Genomic DNA, 20339 nt, shown 5'->3' with positions numbered 1-20339 from the left:
AATTTTTTGGAGGCTCCTAGCATGCAACGTAAAGTTAAGAACATAGTAAGTGCAGCTATTGTGATAATGGTATTCATGATAACCTTAGTAGGTTGTACTTCTAGTCCATCCGAAAACGATGATGCGAACAGCGTATTGCTGCGGATCGCAACTACATACGGTGAGTCTGAAAACAACCTGCTTAGACAACAGTACGCCGAGATTTATGAGTTTACTCATCCGAACGTCACAATAGAATTTATCCCTGTTATGACGGATGGTGAGCAGGATCAGAGTCCATTGGAGCAATTAAAGACAACATTATTGGATTCAAGTAAAGCTGATCTTGTTCTGGTTGATTACCAAAGCTTGTGGAGACTGATTGATGAGAATCTGTTGATGAATCTAGATCCCTTAATAAAAGAAAGTCAGATTGAAACTGGTGAGCTAGCCGCGCCAGTTAATAATACGTTGTCCATGATAGGTAATGGCAGTACATATGGTCTCTCACCAACGTTTTCAACCACAGCCCTCTTTTATAATAAAACGATCTTTGAGAGGCAGGAAGTTCCATTCCCTCGCGATGGGATGACCTGGGATGATTTAATTCAGTTGGCAGGGCGCCTTCATCTAGGAGAAGGGAAATTATCGCATGGATTTACTTTCAACAGTTTCTCTTCGGATGTGTTTTACGATATGTTGAGTTATGCGTCTCCGCTTCAAACCATGATTTTTAACGAAAAGGAACGTAAAATGACGGTTGATACGGACAGTTGGGAGCGGATCTGGACGGACTTTATTAATTTGGCTCGCCAAGCAAAGCTTCCACTGCCTGATGATGAGAACAAAAATGCTTCTGAAGCAAGCAATGACATGATGAATCCCTATTCTAACGATTACTTTCTATCGGGACAAACGGCTATGACAATTGCTTCGTACAATTACGTCAATCAGATAATGGACGCGAATCTGAATGCGCCACAAATTCAGGGAATGGAACAGATTGAATGGGATGTGGTAACCCTGCCCATCCATGCTGAACAGCCCGGCATAGGCGGGAGCATTACAATTAACAATGCAATGGGAATAGCTGCAAATGCGCAGAACAAAAAGGAGGCTTGGGAATTTATTAAGTTTATCAATAGCAAGGAATGGGCAAATACGAAATCGCGCAGCAATAACAACGATTTGTTCACCTATGTTAAATCAAACAAGCCGCAGAGCAATCTGAATTACAACCTAGATGCTTTTTTCAGTCTAGTGCCTGCCCCCTATCAGATTAGACTCGGACGCATGCTGGATGAGAAGCCAGACCTGTACCAAGTGTTGGACATCGGGCGTAATAAATTAAATGAAGTGCTTATCGGGGATAAAGAGGTTCGTCAGGCTTTGAGAGAGTGGGAAATGGAAGGGAATATTGAACTTCAGAAAATTCTTTAACAGCACCTGAGATAATTGTTTTATGAATGGACAGTTGAACATTTGTTTAATTTGAAAAAATAGGCTGCTTCCGCGTCGTATCATCTACGGGGAAGCAGCCTATTTTCCAATGATCTTCTCTACTCATTTATTGTGATTGTCTTTGTTTTTATAATAGGCCTTTCTGCGGACATAGACAAAATGGGCTAGATTCAGAACACCCGTCACGATGGCTAGAATAGAGGGCAGTATTTGAAGTAAGGTTGGAAATGCAACTCCGTTTCCAACAGGACCCGTTCTCGGCTGCAAGGCTTCCCAATAACCAAAAAGAAGGGCGCTTAAGCTGAAAAAAATTAAAAATAGCGACAGCACAAGAACCAATTTTTCGTTTCTCATCGCAAATTCCCCCGATACAAGGATTACCCTGCAAAAGCGAGTAACAGCATTTTATATACACTTTATTACGAAAATGCCACCTAAAATGTTACAATTTACAAAGCAGCTGTCTTTTAGACTATTGTGCACGCACGGGATATTCTGGATTTTTAAGGAAAGGCTGAATCATAATGAATCAAATCGACTACGAGGCTTTTTATAATGAGGTTGGAGCAAGCAATGGCTGGGATTTCAGCAGGCTGAAGTGTATTTCGGAGGAAGCGAAGTGGGACTTGTATCAGGAGGTCGTCAAGCTAAGCCGAAAATCCGATCTTCTGCTCGATATTGGCACGGGCGGCGGGGAAGCTATTTTATCAATTGCGGACTGTGCCCTGCTGCTGGTGGGGATTGATTTATCTACAAGCATGGTCAATACCGCTATGAAAAATATAACGATAGCCGAACGCAGCAACGTTCGCGTACTGCCAATGAATGCGGACAAGCTGGATTTTCCAGACCGCTTCTTTCAAATCGTTTCCTGCAGGCACTCGGCCTTCCATGCACAGGAGGTAGCCCGGGTGCTGGAGCATGGCGGCACCTTCCTGACGCAGCAAGTGAGCGAGAACGATAAGCTGAATCTCAAGCAGGCGTTCGGAAGAGGGCAAGCCTACGGGGAGAAGCCAGGCTCGCTCAAGGAGAGGCATATAGCAGAGCTGACGGAAGCTGGCTTTACGAAGATTGAGGTTATGGAGTGGAATGTCGCGGAGTTTTATGAGACAGCGGAGGATTTGATTTTTCTGCTTAAGCATACGCCGATTATTCCGAATTTTGGGCAGCAGCCGGAAGATTTTGGGCGATTAGAAGCCTTCATTAAGGATAATAAGTCGGAAAGAGGCATCAAGGCGTTCGCAGAGCGGTTTATGATTAAGGCACAAAGGTAGAAGCAGGGGGAACAAATGTGAGAGAACAGCAGCTGATTAACAGTCAGAAAAGACCGATTACGATAAACGACATCGTAAAGGATTTGCGAAGATTAGGCGTTCGAGAGGGCGATGCGGTGCTGGTGCACGCCTCCTTGTCGCGCTTGGGCTGGGTATGCGGCGGGCCGCAGGCTATGGTGCAGGCGCTTATGCAAGCGGTCGGGGACGAGGGCACGTTAATTATGCCTGCGCAAACCGGGGATTGGAGCGATCCCGCCGAGTGGGGGAATCCTCCGGTTCCAGAGGAGTGGTATGAGACAATTTATCGGGAGCTTCCGGCCTTCGATCCAGCTTTATCACCCACGCGGGGAATGGGTCGTATTGCGGAGCTGTTCCGAACGTTTCCAGCGACGGTGCGCTCAACGCACCCGCAGGTTTCTTTTTGCGCCAATGGCAAGTATGCGGAGCTTATCACATCCGAGCATATGCTAAGCCCGCAATTCGGCATGGCGTCGCCACTCGGGAAGCTGTACGGTTTGGGCGCCAAGGTGCTGATGCTGGGGACGGGGTATGAATCTTGTACAAGCTTTCATCTGGCTGAAGCGATGAGTGAGCGTCTGCCGACGAAGCAGCTGGGAACAGCTATTTATGAAGGGGACGAGCGAGTATGGAAATGGTTTACGGATTTCGCTTATGATTCGGAAGATTTTGGCCGGATTGGGCAGTTCTACGATCATGAGGGCTCTGTGCAAAAGGGTGCGGTAGGCAGCGCCGAGTCTCGGCTTTTTGATCTGAAAGAAGCGGTCGATTTTGCCAAGCAGTGGCTGATGATCCATCGTCCTATGGAGTGAAAATAGGCTATGCCCATACAGGTGCGAATGGGAAGCTCACATAAAAACCCTAGGGGATTCGCACCTCAAAATTTGTCGAATAATGACGAAAATCAAGAGCTTGGGGAAAAGTCAATATTTCATTTAGATTTTGTTTATATGGATGATCTTGAAAATATATGCAGTTGATGCCATGATGGAATCAATTGTATGTATTTTCGCTGTCGCACTCCGTATGGAGTGCGTGGATTGAAACCTCTTTTTCAAAGTAATACCAAGTGCCAAGAGAGTCGCACTCCGTATGGAGTGCGTGGATTGAAACCTTAAAAAGCTGCCTGACTCGCATGCGATATCTTGTCGCACTCCGTATGGAGTGCGTGAATTGAAACAAGTAGCGCACTGCTTTGCGCTCCGCCACTCACTGTCGCACTCCGTATGGAGTGTGTGAATTGAAACTTCCCTGTCTTGTGATATCTTTAAATTTTATTGGTCGCAGTCCGTATGGAGTGTGTGAATTGAAACGCACGGCCTATGTAATTGTCAAAGTGCAACAAAGTCGCACTCCGTATGGAGTGTGTGGATTGAAACAGTCGGATAACCGAATCCTGTATTTGTTTGAAAAAGTCGCACTCCGTATGGAGTGCGTGGATTGAAACTGCCCAATAGCGGCGAAGAAGTTGGACAGCAGCCCGTCGCACTCCGTATGGAGTGCGTGGATTGAAAAACGAACACATCCACTATCATGTTTTCATCGTAAGCGTCAAACAGCCCCCACCAAATTGTGTCACTGGACCACATCTCCTTCGAAGGATGCGTAACATTGTCGGTTCTTTTCTAAACAATCATATTCGGGCAAGAGGATACAAGTGTGAGTGACAGTACCCATTTTTCAACATTAAATAAGGTAATTGAACGGTAAAGATACTCTCAATCCGAAGAAGGGTAAGGGTTAATTACAGCTATTTTTAAGGTCATTTTGAATTTTTCTTTTATAGATTAAACCTAGTAGCGAAAAGGCTATGGTATATAATAATGTTAATAGTTAGTTGCGTTTATTAATTTTCAAGATAAGAGCATTCATATTACATACTAATAAAGAACGGAAGGAAGCGTTGCAACCATGTTACATTCAAGACATATGAACCTTTTCAGAAGAGGGGTTCTAATCGTAATTGGTACTCTATTGATTGCCTTCGCAATATCAGAATCGATCCAAGCGTCATCCGTTGATCCAATTGATCAAACATCGGATACAGCAAATACGATCCCGAATTCGCAAGGCGGATCAAAGGGAGTAGGACAAAGCTTTACTGCCGGTAAAACAGGGTGGATGTACGATATTGATGTATTTTTGTGGAAATCGGCAGCTACTGAGCGAGAGATAAGCTTGACGATTCATGAAGATGTAGATATTAATGGGACAGTACTAGGCGTAGCGAAGGTAAGCAGTAGTATTGTACCTGATTTTCCGGGAGGATGGGTTCGGTTTAGTTTTAACGAAGGGATTTCTGTGGAGTCTAACAAGAAATATAGCATGATGATGGAGACAACCAACAATGAACCAAGTCAAGTGAACCAAGTCACTTGGAGAATATACAATCCTAGCGCATATACCGGCGGTACACCGTATTATTTTGAATCTTGGGATAATTTTAATTTTGATTTTGCATTCAGGACGTATGTAGCTTCTCAGCAGAGGGACTATTCGACTTCTTTGCAGTTAGACCAGCTTACAACAACTTATGGTGATACTGAGGAGATCAGAGCTACATTGCTGGATGTTGAAAATCAGGCAGTACCGAATAAAAGAGTCACATTTTCTCTGGATGGAAACGTTCTTGGTTCATCTAATACGAATGGAAATGGTGAAGCAATATTCAGCTATTCGGTTAACACGGCAATAGGTAATCATACACTTACAGCGGAATTCGCAGGAGACCCTACCCATCTTACTTCGAATGATTCTGTTACGATGAGGGTGGATAAGAGGCCTCTTGCAGTAACCGCAGACGATGCGACGCGTGAATACGGAATGAGCAATCCGGTATTCACAGGAACGGTCTCAGGCGGTTTATCGTCAGATGGGATTACAGCAACTTATGCTACGAGTGCCGATCAGGCAAGTGATGTAGGGAGCTATGCAATTGAAGCAACACTAAATGACCCGAATAACAAGCTGGGGAATTACGAGGTAACCAAAACCTCGGGTAGTCTGAGTGTTACGAAAGCGTCACTATCGGTAACCGCAGACGATGCGACGCGTGAATACGGAATGAGCAATCCGGTATTCACAGGAACGATAGTGGGCGGTTTGTCATCAGATGGAATTACAGCAACGTATGCTACGAGTGCCGATCAGGCAAGTGATGTAGGGAGCTATGCAATTGAAGCAACACTGAATGACCCGAATAACAAGCTGGGGAATTACGAAGTAACGAAAGCTGCAGGTAGTCTGAGTGTTACGAAAGCGTCACTTACAGTAACCGCAGATGATGCGACTCGTGAATACGGAACGAACAATTCGGTATTCACAGGGACAATAACTGGCGGTTTGTCATCAGATGGAATTACAGCAACGTATGCTACGAGTGCCGATCAGGCAAGTGATGTAGGGGGTTATGCGATCGAAGCAGCACTGGTTGACCCGAATAATAAGCTCGGAAATTACGAAGTAACCAAAACCGCAGGCAGTCTATCTGTTACAAAAGCGTCACTTACAGTAACCGCAGACGATGCGACTCGTGAATATGGTACGAACAATCCGGTATTCACAGGAACGATAGTGGGCGGTTTATCGTCAGATGGAATTACAGCAACGTACGCAACTGGCGCCGATCAGGCAAGTGATGTAGGGGGTTATGCGATCGAAGCAGCACTGGTTGACCCGAATAACAAGCTAGGAAATTACGAAGTAACGAAAACCGCAGGTAGTCTAACCGTTACGAGAGCGCCGATTACAGTAACGCCTCACTCCATATCGCGTTGGGTAAACAATGCGAATCCCTTCCTAGACGGTGTTGTAACAGGTGTGCTGAACAACGATGATATATCCGTGAAGTATGTGACGCTTGCAGAGCAAAGCAGCCCAGTTGGCAATTATACGATAGAGACTGAAATCATTGATCCTAATCAACGTTTAGGTAACTATGAAGTTACGAGCAATACTGCGAAGCTCAACGTGTATGATGTTCCGAAATTAACTTATGCTACTAACGATACCGCTTCATCAGTTATTGGACCTCTCAGTCTTCCAGCAACCGATGATGAAGGTAGAAGCATTCAATGGTTTTCCTCGAATAATCAATTTGTAGATGGTGCGACAGGTAATGTACAACGTCCGTCCTATACAGAGGGGAATAAGAGCATAACACTTAAAGCGACGATAACAGCTGATGGTGCTACTTATGAAGCCATTTATCCGCTAATCATTATTGCAAACAGTAACACTAGTTCTGGAAGTAACTCTAGTTCTGGGAGTAACACTAGTTCTGGAGTATCCAATTACATTGAGGTTATGTCAGCTAATGGAAAACATCGAGTTGAACTAAAACTTGATGATTTGAAAAAAGGATTTGTTACAATCAAATCAGATAGTGAAGTCGCAGAGTTTATGATTAGTAAAGCGACATTAACGCAGTTAATGGCCATTTCACCATCCATGAAACTGCAATTCATTACAGTAAAAGATGAAATTACTATACCCATTCAAGAGATGGCGATTGCAGGGGATAATCATGATCTAACCATTAAAATAGGCAGAGCAGATACGACAACAGAATTTGTTGAAGTTAAGAAGAGTCTTGGCGCAAATGTTTGGGCAGGGCCAGTTGTGTTCAACATTAATGGACTAGATGATCAAGGTAGAAGCTCTGAGATCTCAGCGTTCACAGCCTATGTTGAAAGAAAGATTGAGCTTGATGGCCAAGAGTCCGATTTTGCTACAGTCGTATTTTGGGATGAAGAGAAGCAAGCGTTCACCTTTGTTCCTGCACAATTCATAAATGAGAATGGTAAAGTCACAGCAATTGTGAAGAGTATGCGGAACGGCTACTTTTTCATAATTGATCGTCGAGTTAGCTTTGTAGATTTGCAGAATCATTGGGCAAAGTCGGATATAGAGTTACTTGCAGCTAAGTTCATCGTTCAGGGGCGTAGCGAAATGAATTTTGATCCGAATGGTATGCTTACCCGAGCAGAAACGGCTGCATTACTTGTACGTGCAATAGGGATTCCGTTGAATAACACTGAATTTAGCTTTTCTGATGTGGATGGGAAATGGTATGAAGCAGATGTTATCGCAGCTGAGCAAGCGGGATTAATCAAGGGATATAGTGACGGGACTTTCCGTCCGAACAACCATGTGACACGTGAGGAGTTGGCGGTTATGCTTACCCGAGCTATTGCTTATGCTAATCCTTCTTTGCAGACAGATAATAGGGTGTTAGCTTTAGAAGATGTGGAATCCATTTCATCTTGGGCGGAGGATTCTATTTATCAAGCGCTTAGTTTAGGTATCATTAAAGGCGATCAGCAAGGTAATTTCAAGCCGCAAGCAGAAGCAACTCGGGCAGAAATGGTTACATTTCTCTCGCGTATGCTGAAACTATTAAATTTTATATAGGATTGGATTTTGGTTCGAACGGAATAATAGCTGTAATTTGTTCTAAAAGCCACGTTCCACCATGCGAATCCACAACCGAAATAATCTGCATCCCACTTGTTAGATGGTGTCTAGTAAAGGGAGGTGTTGTTTAAAAAAGGTTGTGGATTTTTTATTTTTTTGACTCCATCTAATGATCAACCAGACGATGTAAGGCGACCAGTTCTTCTCAAATAATGAGCTATTCCACTAGAAAGAAGGTTAGTATTTTCAAGGTACAGATATGAATTTTTCAAGTACTGAAGGAATAGTTACGATCTTTGATACGTTTGTTGAGTTTCTTGCTGAATCCATTTATAAGCATGCACCTATAAATTGGCATGATTGAACTAAAAGGGAAAGATAGCTGAATAACAAATCAGTTGGTCAAAGAGTAAGCGTGTGGAGTGAGCGGATCAAAATCACAACAAGCACAAGCATTCAAGGAGGAGATCCATGAAATTTTGCACAAAAGAATGGTATGAAGAAATGCAGATTGCCGGGATAATGTGCATATATGAGACAGAAGAGGAATGGGAGGAGTACCTCGCCTATTTTCGCTCAGAAGGCAAAGACCCTCTACAATCGCAGCGCGAACTGCTAGAAGAAAAGAAAAATCATCTATTAAAATACCTCCCAGAAGCCTTTCACCCCTATATACACGATGGTACGTTGAATACGATCTACCCGCCTCCTGAATTGAAGGAAATGGCGAAGCAGTGGAAGCAAGACTATGATAATCGCATGCGTAAAGTGGCCGAGACGTATAACGGCTATTATAAATCGATTCAAAACGAGCTTCCGCCCAATGCGATCAAGCTATTCGAAAATACCCTTCACGATGCCAAATTCACCTCCTATGATCGTCCTGATGAAGCAACGTTTATTCTATATTTGGACTGTCGCGGCTCTTATTCTTATTTTACGGATATTAAAATTACGTTTCACGGAGTCAAGCAGTTGGAGCTTCCGGATCTTCCTGAAAATACGTGGTGGCTGTACGATGAAATTTACACGATTGACGGTGGCTTTGAGCTCAGAGTGCTGCTGGATTCACTAGAAGCGTTCATTATTTCCGCTGTCGATGTAGAGATTGAAGTATTAGGCGAACTGCAAAGCCAATAGCCAAGAGAGCCCATTTAATATCCCAAAAAGGATCGTGAGCGCATGAACACGATATATCTAGTCCGTCATTGCCAAGCAGAAGGCCAAGAGCCTGACGCTCCATTAACCGAAGCGGGGATAGAGCAAGCGCAGCGATTAGCTGTATTTTTGGCGAACAAGAAAATAGAAGGAATCATTTCGAGCCCATATGAGCGGGCTTACCGAACAATCTCTCCATTAGCTGACGCCACTGGCCTGCCCATAAAGCGGGATGAGCGGTTAACCGAGCGCATTTTAGCGGGTCAAAATCATCCCGACTGGCGCGAAATGCTTCGCCGAACCTATGAGGACATGGATTTATGCTACGAGGGCGGGGAATCCAGCCATACCGCTACCAGTCGGGCCGTTCAAGTCGTTAATGAGGCACTGAATAGCGCCTGGAAAAATACCGTAATCGTCTCACATGGCAACCTCATTTCGCTGCTGCTCAAGAATCTGGATCAGGCAGTCGGATTTCATGAATGGGAAGCCCTGTCCAATCCCGACGTTTACGAGCTATCCTTCACCGATGCGGCGTCCAGCTTCAATCGAATTTGGAGGCCATAGCAAGACAAGCTCAGGGCTGTTTCTGCTACTACCTTCCATCCTATATTCGGTTCAATATTAAATTCAGAGAGGAGCAGCGCCATTATGGATCAAAATATGAAACAAGCGATAGTCAGGGGGGAAACCTCGCTTGGCATCGAATTTGGCTCTACACGAATCAAGGCTGTACTGGTTGATTACCATTTTCAAACCATCGGTTCCAGCAGCTATGAGTGGGAAAATCAATTGATCGACGGTTATTGGACCTACGATCTCAATGAAATGATTAACGGGCTGCAAGAAACCTATCGCAAGTTAAAGCAAGAGGTTGAGAATAATTATGGCGTAACCCTGCAAAAACTCGGATCAATCGGATGTTCTGCCATGATGCAGGGCTATATTGCACTTAATCACGCAGGGGAGCTATTGGTTCCGTTTCGTACATGGCGCAATGCCACAACGGGTACAGCTGCATCGGAGCTAACCGAGAAATTCCAGTTTAAAATTCCAGAGCGCTGGAGCATCGCACATTTGTATCAAGCGATTTTGAACGAGGAAGAGCATGTCACTAACCTAGCTTATATGACGACTTTGTCGGGTTACATACATTGGCTGTTGACTGGCAGCAAGGCTCTTGGTATCGGGGATGCCTCTGGTATGTTCCCAATCGATGAATCTGCAAAGCAATATAATGAAGCTATGGTGAAGCAGTTTGCCGATTTAATTGCCGATAAAGACTACCCGTGGAAGCTTAAAGATATTTTACCTAAAGTTCATACTGCAGGTGAACACGCTGGATATCTAAGTGGAGCTGGTGCAAGGCTATTAGATCCAACTGGCAGCCTGCAAGCAGGTATTCCGCTATGTCCTCCAGAAGGCGATGCCGGAACAGGCATGGTCGCTACGAATAGTGTCAAAAAGCGTACCGGCAACATTTCCGTAGGTACGTCGATTTTTGCCATGATTGTACTGGAGAAAGGTTTATCCACGGTGTATCCTGAGATTGACATCGTGACTACACCTAATGGCAGTCCTGTCGGCATGGTTCTTGCCAACAACTGCTCCAGCGATATTAATGCATGGCTCGGCTTGTTCCGTGAATTTTATGAGGCAATGGGGCAGAAGCCCGATATGAACCAGTTATTCAGCGTCCTGTTGGGCAAAGCGCTGGAAGCAGATGCTGATGGCGGCGGCTTGCTGAGCTACGGCTACTATTCAGGAGAGAACATTACCGGGCTTGCAAAAGGTCGTCCGCTGTTCGTTCGTTCTCCAGAAAGCCGCTTCAATCTGGCTAACTTTATGAGGGTACATCTGTTTAGCGCGTTTGCTGCCCTAAGGCTCGGGATGGATATTTTGACACAGAAGGAGCATATAGTGGTTGACCATATTTTGGCGCATGGCGGATTGTTCATAACACCGCTAGTCGGTCAAAAGATGTGTGCCGCAGCACTAAATGTTCCTGTTTCGGTCATGTCTACGGCTGGTGAGGGCGGCGCATGGGGGATGGCCATTTTGGCATCCTATATGGTTAATAAGGAGCAGAATGAGGGCTTGGCTGATTACCTTACCACTAAAGTGTTCAAGGATGCAGAAGGACAAGAGGTTTATCCTGACAGCGCAGATGTGAATGGCTTTGCTTTGTTTATGGAGCGTTACATGGAAGGGCTGGCAATTGAGCAGGCAGCGGTAGATCATTTTGTGGAAAATGGAAAGAAATAAGAAGCGTGAAATACGAAATGGAATAACGGGCGGGGATATATATGAAATTGGAGCGTTTGATCTCTATGATCTACAAGCTGCTTAACCACGAGATTTTGTCTGCCTCCATGCTAGCTGAAGAGTTCAAAGTTTCTCAAAGAACGATTTATCGGGATATCGATGTCCTATGTGCTGCGGGCTTCCCGATCATATCGCATCAGGGGAGTAAAGGCGGATATGGCATCATGGACGGGTACAAAATGGATAAAAGCTTGCTCCGTTCTTACGATGTCGCTTCCTTGATCACCGTGCTTAGAAGCTTCTCTACCGTGTTTAAAGATGAGCGTGTTCAGGGAACCATTGAACGGCTGCAAACGATCTCACCCGAGCATCAGACCCCGAGTCTATCCGTGGACTTTGAAACGCTCAGGATGGAGCCTGACGCCCTTCGTCATTTACGCATGGGCATTACGAAGCGAAAGATTGTCCGCTTTGATTATATCAATGTCAATAATGAACGTACGACCCGTGACATAGAACCGATGTGGCTGCATTTCAAATATAGCAATTGGTATGTGCATGGATTTTGCCGAACACGGCGGGACTATCGGGAGTTTCGACTATCGCGGATGATGAATTTGTTTTTGACACAGGAAGACTTTCAGCCGCATCACATAGTGCCGAAAGAGGCTGCTTTCTTAGACAAGGAAGGCTCCGATCAGTTGAAGGATGTGGTGATTCGAGTAGGGCCGAAGGCTTTGGCGGAAGCGATGGATCAGTTTCACCAGGCTGATAAGCAATTTCATGACGATGGAAGCATGACGATGCGTATTCCAGTCTATAAACCATTAGAAGCACGATGGCTTTGGGCCATGCTGCTGAGTTTTGGCAGCGGCGTCGAAGTCCTCAAGCCTATTGCCCTGCGAGGCGTCCTAAAAGAACAGCTTCAAAACACACTCCAGCTTTATGAAGAAGTATGACGAACTATTGTCATACTTCTTTTTTTATAATAACAACAGTAACAAAATCAAATTCATGATCATTTAAAAGGAGACGTTACGAATGTCAAAACATCCGGTACAAATGTTTGAATACCACACATGGGCGAGCCAAGCTATCCTGGGGAGAATCAAGGAGCTCCCGTCCTCTGTGCTGAGTCAAGAAGTGAACAGCTCCTTTCCCACCATCGCCCATGCCCTTACTCATATCTATGCGGTTGATAAGATGTGGTATATGGTTTTGACAGGCACAGGTATGCCAGAGGCGCTGCAAGCATGTATGCTGCTAAATGCAGAGATTCTGAGTTCTGTAGATGAATACGCCAATGTCTTTGCCCTGTTATCGGAGCAATACAGAGAATGGTTCCGAAGCCAAGCTGATTTGGAGCAAACCATTCTGCTTGAAAATCCATTTGCCGGAATACGCCAAACAAGCTTAGCGGAAATTGTGCTGCATTTGGTTAATCACGGAACCTATCACAGGGGCAATGTTTCTACTATGCTGCGTCAGCTTGGCCATGCATCCACCATGAATGACTATTTCCTTTTTTGGTATCAGGAAGCCGTAAAGTAAAACGAACAGCCAGCTCCCCTTTTATTGTTGGTTCGACGAAAAACGACTCTCCATAAATAGAAAGGAGCTTGTATTTGATCTATGGAAATTGAAAATCTAATTACAGTAAAATCGAGAGAAGATTTGAGAATGTGGCTTGAGGAAAATGGTGCGACTAAAAAATCTTGTTGGGCAGTCGTTAGTATGACGCCGAATCCAGACATGCTGTTATATTTGGACGCGGTCGAAGAAGCCTTGTGCTTTGGATGGATTGATGGAGTCAAAAAGAAAATATCTGAAACGGAGTTGGCGCAGAGACTGTCTCCTAGAAGCAAAAGAAGTTCATGGACGGAATTGAATAAAGAACGTGTCCGCCGCCTCGAAAAGCTGGGGTTAATGAGTGACGAAGGAAGAAAGGTACTTCCTGCTATGGATGATGATTCTTTTAAAATAGACAGGGTTATAGAACAGAGGTTGCAAGAGGAAAGACAGGTATATGAGAATTTTATGGCATTTCCAGCGCTTTATAGAAGGGTTCGGATCGACACGATCCAAAGCAATAAAAATCAACCGGAAATATTTAACAGGAGATTAAATAAATTTATAACAAATACGAAAGAAAATAAAATGTACGGCCAATGGCATGATAATGGACGACTTCTTAATGATTAATAACTGATTTTTAATAGCCAAAAATCCCCTGAGCACAAACAAGTGCTTCAAGGGATTTTCTCGTTTAAAGCGGGCTAGACCTGCTGTGCTAAGGTCAGCGTGCAGCCGCCTTATTTTTTCGCGTAAAAGCTTACGGTTCCCGTGCTCTCATCCGCGCTGACGAACAAGCTGCGCCCTTGTACGCGGTGAATGCCTTCCGGCGATTCTCCAGCTGTTGGTATCAAGCCGAGGTAGACGGGGCTGGCAGCATTAGCGACATCGAAAAATAAAATCGCATCCGCGCGTTCCGACGCTACTGCCGCAAGTGCTGTTCCGTCCACTGTCGCGACGGTCAGATTTTCCACCTCGCTGCCTTTGTTCGGGCTGCGGTCATCGGGATACAAGCCGACCTTCGCTGTCGCCTCGTCAATCAGGTTCGCGCTGTCGTATACCCGCTTGCCCTCCAAATCCCATACGGCGATGTTGCGGCCACCGGCCTTCACGCCGTCTTTGAATTCATTTTTGCCCAAATCGCCTTCATTGGCGGTCAGCACATATTTGCCATCCGGCGAAAAAGCAATGCCATCCGGTTCATAACGAGCGGTCAAATCCTCCGTAAATCGCACATTCCCATCGTCCTCCAGATCGGCTTTATGCTGCGTCGTGCCGAGCGAGAAAATTTGAATGAGCTTCTTCGTCTTTAAATCGACAAGCGCAATGGCGTTGTTTTCCTGCATCGTTACGGCTGCTGTTGCGCTGTCTGGGCTGATTGCCACGTATTCTGGCTGTGGATCATGCGGATAAATGGCTCCCTCTACGCCTTCCAAAGGAGTAGCAATGTCCACAACCTCGCCCTTCAGCGGATCACCGCCTGCAAAAGAAACGATCATAATGCTGCCAGGACGCTTCGCGTTCGCATAATCGATTTCATCCGCGGCTTTATCCAGCTCCTCATCCTCAATCGCGATCACAGCATTCAGCCCGTCTGGCGAAAGCGCGATGGAGTCGGGGCCGATGCCAAGCTCATACGTTTTTACCGTTTGGTAGGTAGCTAAATCGACTACGGCCAGCAGCCCTTTGCTCGCTTTGTTCACATCATCGCCCGCGCGGATGACCGCAAGCCCGTAGCGACCGTCCTTGGATACGGTGACGCTGGTCACTTCCGCCTCTGGGGAAAGGTCGTGGAAGCTGACGGTTTTAAGCACGCTGACTTTGTTGATGTCTGCGATGTCGAGCACGGAAATGCTGCCGTTGTCGGCTTCGGTAACGAGCAGGCGTTTGCCGTCTGGTGTGGAAGCGGCGATTTCGGCTTTTTCGCTTGGCATTTGGAAGGAGGCGGCAAGCTCAAAGCCGCTTTTATTTTGCTGCTGGACGAGCTGCGCTTTCAGGCTGTCCAGCGCTTTTTTGGAAACATAGGTTGTGCTTTTCGTCAAAAGGGAAGGGCTTCCAATCTCGGCTGCAGCACCGTTAATCGTAGCGGACGAAGAGCCGATCGGGAACGATGCTTTTAAACCGCTTACCGTAATTTCAGCGCTGCGGCTGGCGGCGTTCCATGTTACTTCGCCTTGCATATTTTCGATAGCCTGGCGCAGCTTCACATAATCGCCAGCAGGCGCATCAGCAGCGAGAGCGGCAGGAGCGAAAGCGCCTGTACCGGCAGCGAGCATCGTTGCGACTGACATCATTTGAACAAGTTGCTTGACCGTTTTCATAAGCTTGCAAATCCCCTTTATCCTTTTTTAAGATCGTATGAAGAATCGTTCTAAGTATATAAATAGATTGTTAAAGGCAGATCAAGGGACAGAGCTAGTTTTGTAAAAACGACGAAAGATCAGCTTCCAAATAAGGGAAGAAACGATATAATAGAAAGACTTAAAGAGCGAAGGGGCGCGGGCAGCAGGATGGGAAAAGCGTTATCGAATAAGCACAAGATAAGAGGCTGGAAGCGCAGAGTCCGGCAAATAGAGAAGTGGAAGCAGCGCTATGTGCGGCTGGATATGGAGTATCTCTCCCATCATCAGCGGGATTATGTGAAGCTTTGGATCGACCCTTTCTATAGATTGGTTCGCCGTAATCCGCCTGTCTGGTTTTCACGGCTGCTGCTGGCCGCGCTGATTGATATTTATGAAGCGTGGCATCAGCAATTGGAGCAGCGAAACGAAGCTTTTTATTTGAAAATATGGCTGTTTGAGCCGGATTTCATCTCCTCGCAGGTGGTGGCGGCGATTGGCGAGCAGCTTCATTTTTATGATCATACGTTTGAGCAAAATACGATGATGCAGGCTAAAGCAGACGAACGTCTCGCTAAGCTTCCGCTGCTGCACAAAATCAAAGGCGTGGAGCGTTTTGTTTGGCAGCTTCATATCGATGCGGAGTTTCATTATGAATCAGAGCTAGCGGATGATCTGGCAGCAGGATTCCGAACGGAGCGGGAAGTTAAACGGATCAAGAGCAGAGCTTATGATGTGGAGATGCAGCAATGGGGCGGACAAGCAGACACTGTATACAAGCTGCAAGCTGGTGACGTATGGGTGGGAGGAAAATGAACGAGGCGAATGCCAACCATAAGTTGACATTACAAATTCATATATGGTATATAAAAATTAGGATTAGCACTCAGGCGTGAAGAGTGCTAAACTAGACGTAGCCTTACGCAGCCTAATAATGATGATTATTGAAGGGAGATTTATTCGTGGCCAAGAAACAGTTTAAAGCGGAATCGAAGAGATTGCTGGAAATGATGATTAACTCCATCTATACGCAGAAGGAAATCTTTTTACGCGAGCTGATCTCCAATGCTAGTGACGCAATTGATAAAATCTACTACAAAGCATTATCCGATGATCAATTGGTATTCAATCAGGCGGATTATTATATTAAAGTAACGGCGGATCAAGAAGCGCGCACGCTGACGATTGCCGATACAGGTATCGGAATGACCAAGGAGGACCTGGAGAACAATCTCGGCATTATTGCCAAGAGCGGCTCGCTGGCCTTCAAGAACGAGAATGAAGCGAAGGACGGCCATAACATCATCGGCCAGTTCGGCGTTGGTTTTTATGCGGCGTTTATGGTGGCGGACGTTGTAACGGTAACAAGCCGTGCCCTCGGCAGCGAGGAAGCGTTCAAATGGAAATCCGAAGGCGCAGATGGCTACACCATTGTGCCGGCTACGAAGGATACTGTCGGAACCGAAATCGTGCTGAAAATCAAAGACAATGCGGAAGAAGTCAGCTACGACGAGTTTCTGGAGCAATATCGCCTGCGTGCGATCATTAAGAAATATTCCGATTTCATTCGCTACCCAATCAAGATGGATGTAGCCGGACAACGTCCGAAAGAGGACACCGAAGGCGAATTCGAAGAGTATTCCGAAGAGCAGACGATCAACAGCATGGTGCCGATCTGGCGCAAAAATAAAAACGAGTTGACGCAGGAAGACTACGACAACTTCTATATGGAGAAGCGCTATGGCTTCGACAAGCCGCTTAAGCATATCCATATCAGTGCGGATGGTGCGGTTGTGTACAACGCTATTCTGTACATTCCAGAGCATACGCCATTCGATTATTACACGAAGGAATTTGAAAAAGGCCTTGAGCTGTATTCTAATGGCGTGCTCATTATGGACAAGTGCTCCGACCTGCTGCCGGATTATTTTGGCTTCGTGAAAGGGATGGTTGATTCCGAGGATCTGTCGCTGAACATTTCCCGCGAGCTGCTCCAGCATGACCGCCAACTGAGCCTCATTGCCAAAAACATCAAAAACAAAATTAAAAGCCAGCTGATCAGCCTGCTCAAAGACGAGCGCGACAGCTATGAGAAATTCTACAAAGCTTTCGGCAGACAGCTGAAATTTGGCGTTTACAACGATTACGGCGCAAACAAGGATACGCTGCAGGACTTGCTGCTGTTCAGCTCCTCCAAGGAGAAAACGCTCGTATCGCTCGATGAGTACGTAGAGCGCATGCCGGAAGATCAGAAGTACATCTATTATGCTTCGGGCGCATCTATCGACCGCATTGAGAAGCTGCCGCAAACGGAAATGGTATTGGACAAAGGGTATGAAATCTTGTACTTCACGGACGATATCGACGAATTTGCGATTAAAGTGATTTTGAAATACAAGGATAAAGAGTTTAAATCCGTGTCCAGCGGCGATCTTGGCATTGAAGCGGACCCGAGCGAGGAGCCGACAGAGGCGGAAGCGACTGACAACAAGGAGCTGTTCGAGAAGATGCAGGGCATCCTCGCGGGCAAAGTATCCGGTGTTCGCGCCTCGAAGCGCTTGAAATCGCATCCGGTATGCTTGTCCTCCGAAGGAGAAGTGTCGATCGAGATGGAGAAAATTCTTCAAGCGATGCCGGACAGCCAAAATGTGAAAGCGGACAAGGTGCTCGAAATCAACGTCAACCACGAGATTTTGCAGTCGCTCAAAACTGCTTTCGCCAGCGATGAAGAGAAGCTCGGCCTGTACACGAACCTGCTTTACAACCAAGCGCTGCTCATTGAAGGTTTGCCAATTCAGGATCCGGTTGAATTTACGAACGCAATGTGCAAAATCATGGTGTAACAGCAACAAGCATGCTTAAGAGGGCTTTTCCTAGAGCAGCGTCAAGCTGCTTTAGAGAAAGCCCTCTTTTTGATAGAACCGTTGCCTAATCTCAAGTATTCCGTTATAGTTAAACTAATTTCATACGAAATGCGGGTGCTGGATAAAGTCTGGCTGAGATAGGGAACTTGTTTTCCTGACCGTTAATCTGATCCAGGTAATGCTGGCGTAGAGAACATAACGAAACCTAGCCATTCGTGTATTCTCGAATGGTTTTTTTGTATTTCTCCGCTTAAAAAAGTGGTTTTGTCTAGGGCGAGATTTTAGATGAGCTGCGAGCATTGCTTTCCTTCAGGAAAGGGGAGAAAGTAAATGACAGAAGCGTGGATTGAGGCATTGCAGCAGCAGGTGGATGAGCGGCAGGATGAGCTGTTTGCGCTGCTAGCCGAGCTAGTGGCCTATCCGACCGTCAGCCCTCCAGCACGCAATACGCTGGAAGCGCAGCAGTTTTTGGAGAAGCAGCTGCAAGCGAGCGGTTTTGCAACGGAGCTGTGGGAGGTTTACCCGGGTGATCCGAACGTGACGGCGGTAAAACGGGGCACCGATAGCAAGCACTATCGCAGCCTGCTGCTCAATGGGCATATGGATGTCGCCGAGGTGGGCGACAGCGGTGGCTGGAAGCATGATCCGTTCAAGCTGGTGCTGGAGGATGGACGCGCCTATGGACGTGGAACCGCCGATATGAAAGGCGGGCTTGCGGCATTGCTTTTTGCAAACAAGCTGCTGACCGAAGCCGGTGTGGAGCTGAAAGGGGATTTGCTGTTCCAAGCCGTTATTGGCGAGGAAGCGGGCGAGGCCGGCACTCGCGCTTGTATGGAGCGCGGCTGTGAAGCGGATTTTGCCATCGTCGCTGATACGAGCGGGCTGGCGATTCAAGGACAGGGCGGGGTTATAACCGGCTGGGTCACTTTGCAAAGCCCGGAGACGTTCCATGATGGCATGCGTTCGCGCATGATTCATGCCGGGGGCGGCGTTCAAGGAGCCAGCACAATTGAAAAAATGGCCAAGCTGATCGCCGGGCTTCAAGATTTGGAGCGCCACTGGGCAGTGAGCAAATCTTATCAAGGTTTTCCTCCCGGCTCGAATACGATAAACCCTGCGGTCATTGAGGGCGGGCGTCATGCCGCTTTTATCGCAGACCGCTGCTCGCTTTGGATCACGGTTCATTTTTACCCGAATGAAGATTATGAAGCGATTGCTTTGGAGATTGAAGAGCATTTGCTTGGCGTGGCGCAGGGCGATCCTTGGATGCGCAAGCATCCGCCAACCTTCCGCTGGGGAGGGCGCTCGATGATTGAGGAGCGAGGCGAGATTTTCCCTTCGCAGGAGCTTCAGCCCGAGTGGTCGGGGCTGAAGGCGTTGGAGCAAAGCCATCAGCAAGTGCTTGGCGTGCTGCCTGCGGTTGGCATGAGCCCAAGCGTAACCGATGCGGGCTGGATTGGCAGGGAAGGCATCCCGACGGTCATTTATGGTCCAGGGCAGCTGGAGCATGCCCATGCGGTGGACGAGAGCGTCGACATCAACGAGCTGATTTATTATATAAAAGTTATACTGGGCTTCATCGCCGACTGGTGCAACCGTCCGAAAGAGGAAGCAGAGGGCGGCGAGCAGGGCTCAGGCATTAGCGATTTACGAGTAACGAGTAGTGAATAGCGAGTAGTGAGTAACGAGTAACGAGTGGTTGTCGAGCGGACAGAGAAGCCGTTAATTTGCGAAAATCAACGATTTTGCCTTGTTCGCGGACTCAGATGCAGTTATTGGCAGCAAAAAGCCTATAAAGTCCCCATTAATCACGGAATAGCGGATTTACTGTCCGCGAACACGATTAAAGTGGCCAAATCGCTGAAATAGCGGATCTCCTGTCCGCTGGCACGACCAAATCGTCGATCAAATCGACCAAATCATCCAAATCAACCAATCGCGGATATAGAGGAACGTCAATCCTCGAACATAAGTCGGATTAATGAGAGTAATGT

The 20339-nt window shown here is 46.6% G+C and carries 15 protein-coding genes; 13 read left to right on the top strand and 2 right to left on the bottom strand.

Going from position 1 to position 20339, the window contains the following annotated elements:
* Window positions 1-21 precede the first annotated feature (21 nt).
* Window positions 22-1419: an ABC transporter substrate-binding protein gene (locus tag AC50YG_RS06950; protein ID WP_494825724.1), complete on the top strand. Its 1398-nt coding sequence runs from the start codon at window positions 22-24 to the stop codon at window positions 1417-1419.
* A gap of 123 nt (window positions 1420-1542) precedes the next feature.
* Here AC50YG_RS06950 and AC50YG_RS06945 read toward each other — a convergent pair whose 3' ends face one another.
* Window positions 1543-1794, bottom strand: coding sequence for a hypothetical protein (locus tag AC50YG_RS06945; RefSeq protein ID WP_494825722.1), 252 nt, complete (start codon window positions 1792-1794; stop codon window positions 1543-1545).
* Between the two features lie 170 nt (window positions 1795-1964).
* Between AC50YG_RS06945 and AC50YG_RS06940 the strand changes: the two genes are divergently transcribed.
* The 9 genes from AC50YG_RS06940 (at window position 1965) to AC50YG_RS06900 (ending at window position 13772) form a co-directional block, all read left to right on the top strand.
* Window positions 1965-2714 carry a class I SAM-dependent methyltransferase gene (locus AC50YG_RS06940; protein WP_494825720.1) on the top strand — a complete coding sequence of 250 codons (750 nt, stop codon included), beginning with the start codon at window positions 1965-1967 and terminating at the stop codon, window positions 2712-2714.
* 17 nt (window positions 2715-2731) lie between these two features.
* Window positions 2732-3544 carry an AAC(3) family N-acetyltransferase gene (locus AC50YG_RS06935; RefSeq protein ID WP_494825719.1) on the top strand — a complete coding sequence of 271 codons (813 nt, stop codon included), beginning with the start codon at window positions 2732-2734 and terminating at the stop codon, window positions 3542-3544.
* A gap of 1099 nt (window positions 3545-4643) precedes the next feature.
* The gene (locus tag AC50YG_RS06930) at window positions 4644-8144 is read left to right on the top strand and encodes an MBG domain-containing protein (protein ID WP_494825718.1); all 3501 of its coding nucleotides are present in this window, start codon (window positions 4644-4646) and stop codon (window positions 8142-8144) included.
* A 474-nt stretch (window positions 8145-8618) separates the two neighbouring features.
* Entirely contained in the window at window positions 8619-9287 is a 669-nt protein-coding gene (locus AC50YG_RS06925) for a DUF4085 family protein (protein ID WP_473758029.1), read from the top strand.
* Between the two features lie 42 nt (window positions 9288-9329).
* Window positions 9330-9872 (top strand): histidine phosphatase family protein, encoded by a 543-nt coding sequence (locus AC50YG_RS06920; protein ID WP_494825716.1) that lies wholly within the window; start codon window positions 9330-9332, stop codon window positions 9870-9872.
* An 84-nt stretch (window positions 9873-9956) separates the two neighbouring features.
* Window positions 9957-11570: a xylulokinase gene (locus AC50YG_RS06915; protein WP_494825714.1), complete on the top strand. Its 1614-nt coding sequence runs from the start codon at window positions 9957-9959 to the stop codon at window positions 11568-11570.
* A 41-nt stretch (window positions 11571-11611) separates the two neighbouring features.
* Window positions 11612-12529: a helix-turn-helix transcriptional regulator gene (locus tag AC50YG_RS06910; protein ID WP_494825712.1), complete on the top strand. Its 918-nt coding sequence runs from the start codon at window positions 11612-11614 to the stop codon at window positions 12527-12529.
* Window positions 12530-12611: 82 nt separating this feature from the next.
* A complete protein-coding gene (locus AC50YG_RS06905) occupies window positions 12612-13121 on the top strand; it encodes a DinB family protein (RefSeq protein WP_494825710.1) in 510 nt (169 codons plus the stop codon).
* A gap of 81 nt (window positions 13122-13202) precedes the next feature.
* Window positions 13203-13772, top strand: a complete 570-nt coding sequence (locus tag AC50YG_RS06900) for a YdeI/OmpD-associated family protein (protein ID WP_494825708.1) — start codon at window positions 13203-13205, stop codon at window positions 13770-13772.
* A 110-nt stretch (window positions 13773-13882) separates the two neighbouring features.
* Here the strand turns inward: AC50YG_RS06900 and AC50YG_RS06895 are convergent, their stop codons facing one another.
* Window positions 13883-15463 carry a choice-of-anchor I domain-containing protein gene (locus AC50YG_RS06895; protein ID WP_494825707.1) on the bottom strand — a complete coding sequence of 527 codons (1581 nt, stop codon included), beginning with the start codon at window positions 15461-15463 and terminating at the stop codon, window positions 13883-13885.
* Window positions 15464-15652: 189 nt separating this feature from the next.
* Here AC50YG_RS06895 and AC50YG_RS06890 point away from each other — a divergent pair, with 189 nt between their 5' ends.
* The 3 genes from AC50YG_RS06890 (at window position 15653) to AC50YG_RS06880 (ending at window position 20016) form a co-directional block, all read left to right on the top strand.
* Window positions 15653-16297: a hypothetical protein gene (locus tag AC50YG_RS06890; protein WP_494825705.1), complete on the top strand. Its 645-nt coding sequence runs from the start codon at window positions 15653-15655 to the stop codon at window positions 16295-16297.
* Between the two features lie 146 nt (window positions 16298-16443).
* Window positions 16444-18324 (top strand): molecular chaperone HtpG, encoded by a 1881-nt coding sequence (htpG, locus tag AC50YG_RS06885; RefSeq protein ID WP_473758038.1) that lies wholly within the window; start codon window positions 16444-16446, stop codon window positions 18322-18324.
* Window positions 18325-18675: 351 nt separating this feature from the next.
* A complete protein-coding gene (locus AC50YG_RS06880) occupies window positions 18676-20016 on the top strand; it encodes an acetylornithine deacetylase (RefSeq protein WP_494825703.1) in 1341 nt (446 codons plus the stop codon).
* Window positions 20017-20339: the final 323 nt, after the last annotated feature.

It is taken from the genome of Paenibacillus sp. J31R34 (assembly GCF_059383715.1).
The sequence above is the reverse complement of the archived record's forward strand: the minus strand, read 5'-3'. Positions and strand labels throughout refer to the sequence as shown.